Below are 6,095 nucleotides of genomic sequence, written 5' to 3'. Positions count from 1 at the left end.
CGGCGCGCCCACCAAGCTGCCGCTCGACAGGCCCATCTCAGAAAGAGAATGCAACTGTAATGCTAGAGGCGGGGACCCCGAGCGGCCCGAAGCACGCGACAGGGAAGGCCAGGATGACCGCCCGCACCCTCTACTACGCTCCCGGCGCCTGCTCGCTCGCGTCGCATATCGCCCTGGAGGAGACCGGCGCCCCGTTCGAGACGGTGCGCCTCAACCTCCAGGCCGGCGATCAGCGCGCGCCCGAATACCTCGCGATCAACGAGCGCGGCCGGGTGCCGGCGCTCTACGAGGAGGGCTGGGTGCTGACCGAGAACACCGCCCTCCTGCGCCACATCGCCCGCACGCACCCGCGGGCCGCCCTCTGGCCCGTGGATCTGCGCGAGCAGGCGGTGGCGGACGAGTGGCTGGGCTGGCTCTCCACGAATCACCACCCGGCCTACGCGCATATCCGCCGGGCCGAGCGCTACAGCACCGACGAGGCGGCCTACGGCGCCATCCGGGCCAAGGGCGCCGACACCTTCGGGGATCTCTGCACCATGACGGAGGTTCGGCTCTCGAACGGCGGCTGGGCTCTGGGCGAGCGCTACAGCGTGGTCGACCCCTACCTGCTGCTGTTCTGGACCTGGGGACGGGGCCCCGCCCTCGGCTTCGACATGGCCGCGCGCTTTCCCGCCTGGACCGCCCATGCCCACGCCATGGCGGCACGCCCCGCCGTGCAGCGGGCCTTCGCGCGGGAGGGTCTGCCCCTCCCGGCCTGACGCCGATCCCGCGCCATGCGCAGGAAGGATCCGCCAAGTCGCGGCCCTGTGGCGATTGCCCCTTTCGTCAAGGGGATCGCCTCGCTAAAAGCGCGCCCATCGCACGGCCGCGCGAACGAGGGCGCCGGAGCGCACTCAACCGCCATCACTCCAAGAAGGAAGAAGCCGCCATGCGGGTCTATTACGATCGTGACGCCGACCTGAACCTGATCAAGGGCAAGAAGGTCGTCATCGTCGGCTACGGCAGCCAGGGCCATGCCCACGCGCTCAACCTGCGTGATTCGGGCGTGAAGGACATCGTCATCGCGCTGCGCGAGGGTTCGGCCACCGCCAAGAAGGCGGAGCACGAGGGCTTCAAGGTGATGTCGGTCGCCGACGCCGCCAAGTGGGGCGACGTGGTGATGATGCTCACCCCGGACGAGCTTCAGGGCGACATCTACAAGGAATCGCTCGAGGGCAACATGAAGCAGGGCGCCGCCCTTCTGTTTGCCCACGGCCTCAACGTCCACTTCAACCTGATCGAGCCCCGCAAGGACCTCGACGTGCTGATGGTCGCCCCGAAGGGACCCGGCCATACGGTGCGCGGCGAGTACCTCAAGGGCGGCGGCGTGCCGACCCTGATCGCGATCGCGCAGGACGCCTCCGGCAACGCGCACGACCTCGGCCTGTCCTACGCCTCGGCCAATGGCGGCGGCCGCGCCGGCATCATCGAGACCACCTTCAAGGAAGAGTGCGAGACGGATCTCTTCGGTGAGCAGGCCGTGCTCTGCGGCGGCCTCGTCGAGCTGATCAAGGCCGGCTTCGAGACGCTCGTCGAGGCGGGCTACGCCCCCGAGATGGCGTATTTCGAGTGCCTGCACGAGGTGAAGCTCATCGTCGACCTCATCTACGAGGGCGGCATCGCCAACATGAACTACTCGATCTCGAACACCGCCGAGTACGGCGAGTACGTCACCGGCCCGCGCATCGTGACGCCGGAGACGAAGGCCGAGATGAAGCGCGTCCTCAATGACATCCAGTCGGGCATCTTCACCCGCAACTGGATGCTGGAGAACAAGGTCGGCCAGACCTCGTTCAAGGCCACGCGCGCCAAGCTCGCCGCCCACCCGATCGAGGAGGTCGGCGCCAAGCTCCGCGGCATGATGCCGTGGATCTCCGAGAAGGCGCTGGTCGACAAGTCCCGCAACTGAGTTCGTCGGAAGGGGCCGGCTTCGCTCGGCCTCACCGTCGCGACGACAGGGCCGGTCCCGCCAGGCGGGGCCGGCCCTTTTCATGCGCCGATCCGCGACCCACGCGCTCGGGGTTGCCCGTTGCACCTCTGCGATTGCGGTCCCGCGCCGTTGCGACCAACATGCGCGCGCTCAAGCTGCGCCCTCGACGGCGCCGGCTCCGATAATGGCAGGGAGGAAACATGACTTCGCTCTACTTCGACGCGCACCGCGCGCTGCAGGAGGAGTTCAACACCGTCAAGCTCGCCGAGCGCTTGGACACGGGCTGGGTCAAGGACGCGATCGGCCCCGACGAGGCGGCCTTCATCGGCTCGCGCGACATGTTCTTCCTCTCGAGCGTCGACCCCGATGGCATGCCGACCGTCTCCTACAAGGGCGGCTCGACCGGCTTCGTGAAGGTCCTCGACGCGAACACGCTGGTCTTCCCCGGCTTCGACGGCAACGGCATGTTCTACTCGATGGGCAATATCGAGGGTCAGGCCAAGGTCGGGCTGCTCTTCATCGATTTCGAGACACCCCACCGGGTTCGCGTGCAGGGCCACGCCACGATGCTGCGCGACGATCCCCTGATGGCCGCGTATACCGAGGCCAAGTACCTCGTGCGCGTCGCGGTCACGAAGGCCTGGGTCAATTGCCCGCGCTACATCCACAAGTACCAGAAGGTCGCCCAGAACCGCTACGTGCCGACGCCCGACACGGAGACCCCGCTCGCCCTCTGGAAGCGCCTCGACATGGTTCAGGACGTGATCAGCGACGAGGACGCGGCCCGCGTCGCCCGGGAGGGCCGCCTGGAACTGCCCGAATACGAGGCCCGCGTCGCCCGCGGCGAGAGCTGAGCCGGCTGCACCGCTCCCGTAGGGGGACGGTGGAACCCGCGCTCGCGGACCGGCGAGGCGGGCGACGACCCGGGATCCGTCGCCCGCCTCGCCCCGACCACCGCTGAGCGGGAGCTTGCGCGCAGCGCGCCGGTTGGGGAGGAGAGCTAGGTCAGACCGGCCGCGAGGTCCGGCCGCGGCGGACGAAGCCGACGATGTCCTTGACGGCGTCGAGGGTGGGGGCCGCGATGGCGCTGGCGCGCTCGGCGCCGTCGGCCAGGACCGCGTCGATATGGGCCGGATCGGCCACGAGACGCTTCATCTCGGCACTCAGCGGCGCGAGCGATTCCACCGCGAGCTCCACCAGGGCGCCCTTGAAGGCCGAGAATTGCGCGCCGCCGAACTCGGCGAGCACCGCCTCGCGGGTCGAGCCCCTGAGGGCCGCGAAGATGCCCACGAGGTTGTCGGCCTCCGGTCGGCCACCGAGGCCCGCCACCTCCGACGGGAGGGCGTCCGGATCGGTCTTGGCCTTGCGCACCTTCTGGGCGATGGCGTCGGCATCGTCCGTCAGGTTGATGCGCGAATTGTCCGAAGGATCCGATTTCGACATCTTCTTGGTGCCGTCGCGCAGCGACATGACGCGGGCGGCCGGCCCGCCGATCAGCGGCTCGGTGATCGGGAAGAAGCCCTCGCCGTGCCCCTGCGCGGTAATCGATTCCGCGAAGTCGTTGTTGAATTTCTGGGCGATGTCGCGGGTCAGCTCGAGATGCTGCTTCTGGTCCTCGCCCACGGGCACATGGGTCGCCCGGTAGGCCAGGATGTCGGCCGCCATCAGCACCGGATAATCGTAGAGCCCGACGCTCGCATTCTCGCGGTCCTTGCCGGCCTTGTCCTTGAACTGGGTCATGCGGTTGAGCCAGCCGAGGCGGGCCACGCAATTGAGTACCCAGGCGAGCTCCGCGTGCTCGTGCACCTGGCTCTGGTTGAACACGATCGAGCGCTTCGGGTCGATGCCGGCGGCCAGGAAGGCGGCTGTGACCTCGCGAATCTGGCTCCTCAGCTCGGCCGGGTTCTGCCACAGGGTGATGGCGTGGAGATCGACCACGCAATAGAGGCACTCGGACCGCGCCTGCATCTCGACGAAGCGCTTGATCGCACCGAGGTAATTGCCGAGATGCAGGTTCCCGGTCGGCTGAACGCCGGAGAACACCAATTCCTTGAACGCGGCCATCGGCGCGGTCCCTTCGAGCCTTGAGACGACGTCTGAAGCGACTTGGACCGTGGCCACCTCGCATCCGCCGAGGGGCGGGGTTCTGGCACCCAGAGCGCGACCGGGTCAAGGATCCGGCGACGCCGAGCCGTCCTCAATCCCGGGCTTCGGTGATCGTGCGGCCCGACTAAGCCGATCCGAGGCGCGCCTGACCGGTGGGGCAAAGGTCGAGGAGCACGCAGGCGCGGCAGGCCGGATTGCGGTGGTGGCAAACCTGCTGGCCGTGCAGCATCAGGACCTCGTGGTTGTCGTAGAGGTCCTGCGCGCTCCAATCCGCCGGGAGCTGGGCGCGGAGGATCGGGTGGGAGGGGCCCACATCGACCTTGGCCCCGATGAGGCCGAGGCGCTGGGCCACCCGGTGATGATGGCTGTCGACCGGCAGCGCCGGCATCCGCAGCACCGAGAAGGAGAGGGTCGCGGCGCTCGTCTTCGGGCCGATCCCCGGGATCGCCTCGAGCCAGGCGCGGGCCTCATCGACGCTCATCTCCCGCAGGAAGTCGAGGGAGAGGCTGCCACGGCGCTCGGCGATGCGCCGCAGGATGGCTTGGATGCGCGGCGCCTTCAACTCCGGCCAGGTCACGCCCGCGATCGTCGCCTCGATCTCCGGGATCTCCGCATCGAGGAGCGCGGACCAATCCGGGAAGCGCGCCCGCAGGGCCTTGAAGGCCCGTCCCGAATCCGCGTTGCGGGTTCGATGCGACAGGAGCGAGGAGACCAGCTCGCTCAAGGGATCGAGGCTGTGGAAGTAAGGGATCGGGCACCCGTAGACCGGGCAGAGCCGGCGATGCACCGCGAGGGCCTTGGCGGCGAGGCCCGCATCCGGAGGACTGGGCTCCGCGCCTGCGCGGCGGGAACGGTTGGGGCGGGCGCCCGCGAGATCGTGGCCGGGTGCGATGGGCATGGAGGCCGAATCCGCGAGCGTCGCCGCCGGTTCCCGAGCCCGTGCCCGCCTCGTGCCCTGCGGCGCCGAGACGCCGCAGGGCCGCGTTCCGGCGCGCCTCACTTCACCAGGGCATAGATGTTCACGTCGAGCTTCTCGTCGGCCCGGTCCTTGAGGTCGGTGACGTATTCCTCGATGAAGCGATCCTGGACCACGACATCCTTGGCATCGAGATAGGCGGTGAGCGTCTCGTAGGTGCCGTCGATCTCGTCGTAGGAGCCCTTGTGGGGGAAGCGGAGCGCCTTGCCGCTCGGCGTCGTGCCGAGGCGCAAGGGCCCACCATCGCCCGATCCGGCCTCGGCGAGCTTGCCCTCGGCGGCCTTGGAATCCGGCACCGGGGCGACCGGGATCATCGCCTCGTACTGGAAGCCGTCGTCGTCGGTCTTGGCGAAGACCGCGATCGGCCGGCCGGTCGGCGTGATGCCGGCCTTGGCGAGTTCCGCCTCGATCCGCGCGAAGGCCGCCTTGAGGCTCGGGACCGCCTCCTCCCATTTCGCCTTGCCGGAGAGGATCGCGGCAGGCTTCGGGGGCAACGAGACCTCGTCCACGTCGTTGGCGTCGCCGGGGGCCGCCACCAAGGTCTGGCGCGAGGCGGGAGCCGTGACACCGGGGGGCGGCGAGGGCATGGGCGGGGTCACCGCCTGCGTCGCCGAAGGCGCCGTCGACGGCCCGGTCCCCGATTTCGCGGTGTCCGGCGCGGTCGTGGTCGGGAGCGGGCTCGTCACCGCGGGTGGCGGGACGGTGGATGCCGGCGGTGGTGCGTTGGCGGGCGGGGAGGGCTGCTGAGCCTGGGCCGCGCCCGCGACCAGACCCGGGACGGGACCAGACGCCATCGCGAAAAGGCCGGCAAGCAGCGTGGAACGAAGGCGAGTCACAGGTGCGCTCCGGCTCGTGGTCAGGCGGTGGAGTCGGCCCGTCGAATCGCGGGCCCTCCCCGGACGCGGAAGGTAGTGGCGAAAGGGCCTGCTCGCGAGATGCCAACCTCCGCTTGTGCCCAATGGCCGCGCGGCGCGGCGGATCGGCCACGCAGGTCGGCAGGACCGCAAGGCCGGTTCCTCCGAAGCCCCGATCCTCCGGAAGTTC

General features: G+C 69.3%; 6 protein-coding genes. 3 read left to right on the top strand and 3 right to left on the bottom strand.

Annotated features, from left to right (window positions below; translation table 11 throughout):
• Positions 1 to 113 precede the first annotated feature (113 nt).
• From F6X53_RS17780 to F6X53_RS17770, 3 genes are all read left to right on the top strand, one after another.
• Positions 114 to 758 carry a glutathione S-transferase family protein gene (locus F6X53_RS17780; RefSeq protein WP_151001527.1) on the top strand — a complete coding sequence of 215 codons (645 nt, stop codon included), beginning with the start codon at positions 114 to 116 and terminating at the stop codon, positions 756 to 758.
• Complete coding sequence (gene ilvC / locus F6X53_RS17775) at positions 674 to 1,948, top strand: ketol-acid reductoisomerase (RefSeq protein ID WP_280526039.1); 1,275 nt, start codon at positions 674 to 676, stop codon at positions 1,946 to 1,948. The genes F6X53_RS17780 and ilvC overlap by 85 nt, the downstream gene beginning before the upstream one ends.
• 221 nt (positions 1,949 to 2,169) lie before the next feature.
• Positions 2,170 to 2,823, top strand: coding sequence for a pyridoxamine 5'-phosphate oxidase family protein (locus F6X53_RS17770; protein ID WP_151001525.1), 654 nt, complete (start codon positions 2,170 to 2,172; stop codon positions 2,821 to 2,823).
• Between the two features lie 151 nt (positions 2,824 to 2,974).
• Here the strand turns inward: F6X53_RS17770 and trpS are convergent, their stop codons facing one another.
• The 3 genes from trpS to F6X53_RS17755 all read right to left on the bottom strand — a co-directional run bounded on the left by trpS (position 2,975) and on the right by F6X53_RS17755 (position 5,887).
• Complete coding sequence (trpS, locus tag F6X53_RS17765) at positions 2,975 to 4,033, bottom strand: tryptophan--tRNA ligase (protein WP_151001524.1); 1,059 nt, start codon at positions 4,031 to 4,033, stop codon at positions 2,975 to 2,977.
• A gap of 166 nt (positions 4,034 to 4,199) precedes the next feature.
• Entirely contained in the window at positions 4,200 to 4,973 is a 774-nt protein-coding gene (locus tag F6X53_RS17760; RefSeq protein WP_151001523.1) for an endonuclease III domain-containing protein, read from the bottom strand.
• 98 nt (positions 4,974 to 5,071) lie between these two features.
• Positions 5,072 to 5,887, bottom strand: coding sequence for a GyrI-like domain-containing protein (locus F6X53_RS17755; protein WP_238297938.1), 816 nt, complete (start codon positions 5,885 to 5,887; stop codon positions 5,072 to 5,074).
• Positions 5,888 to 6,095 lie beyond the last annotated feature (208 nt).

It is taken from the genome of Methylobacterium soli (assembly GCF_008806385.1).
Taxonomy (GTDB): Bacteria; Pseudomonadota; Alphaproteobacteria; order Rhizobiales; family Beijerinckiaceae; genus Methylobacterium; species Methylobacterium soli.
This window is presented reverse-complemented; position numbering and strand designations above follow the sequence as displayed.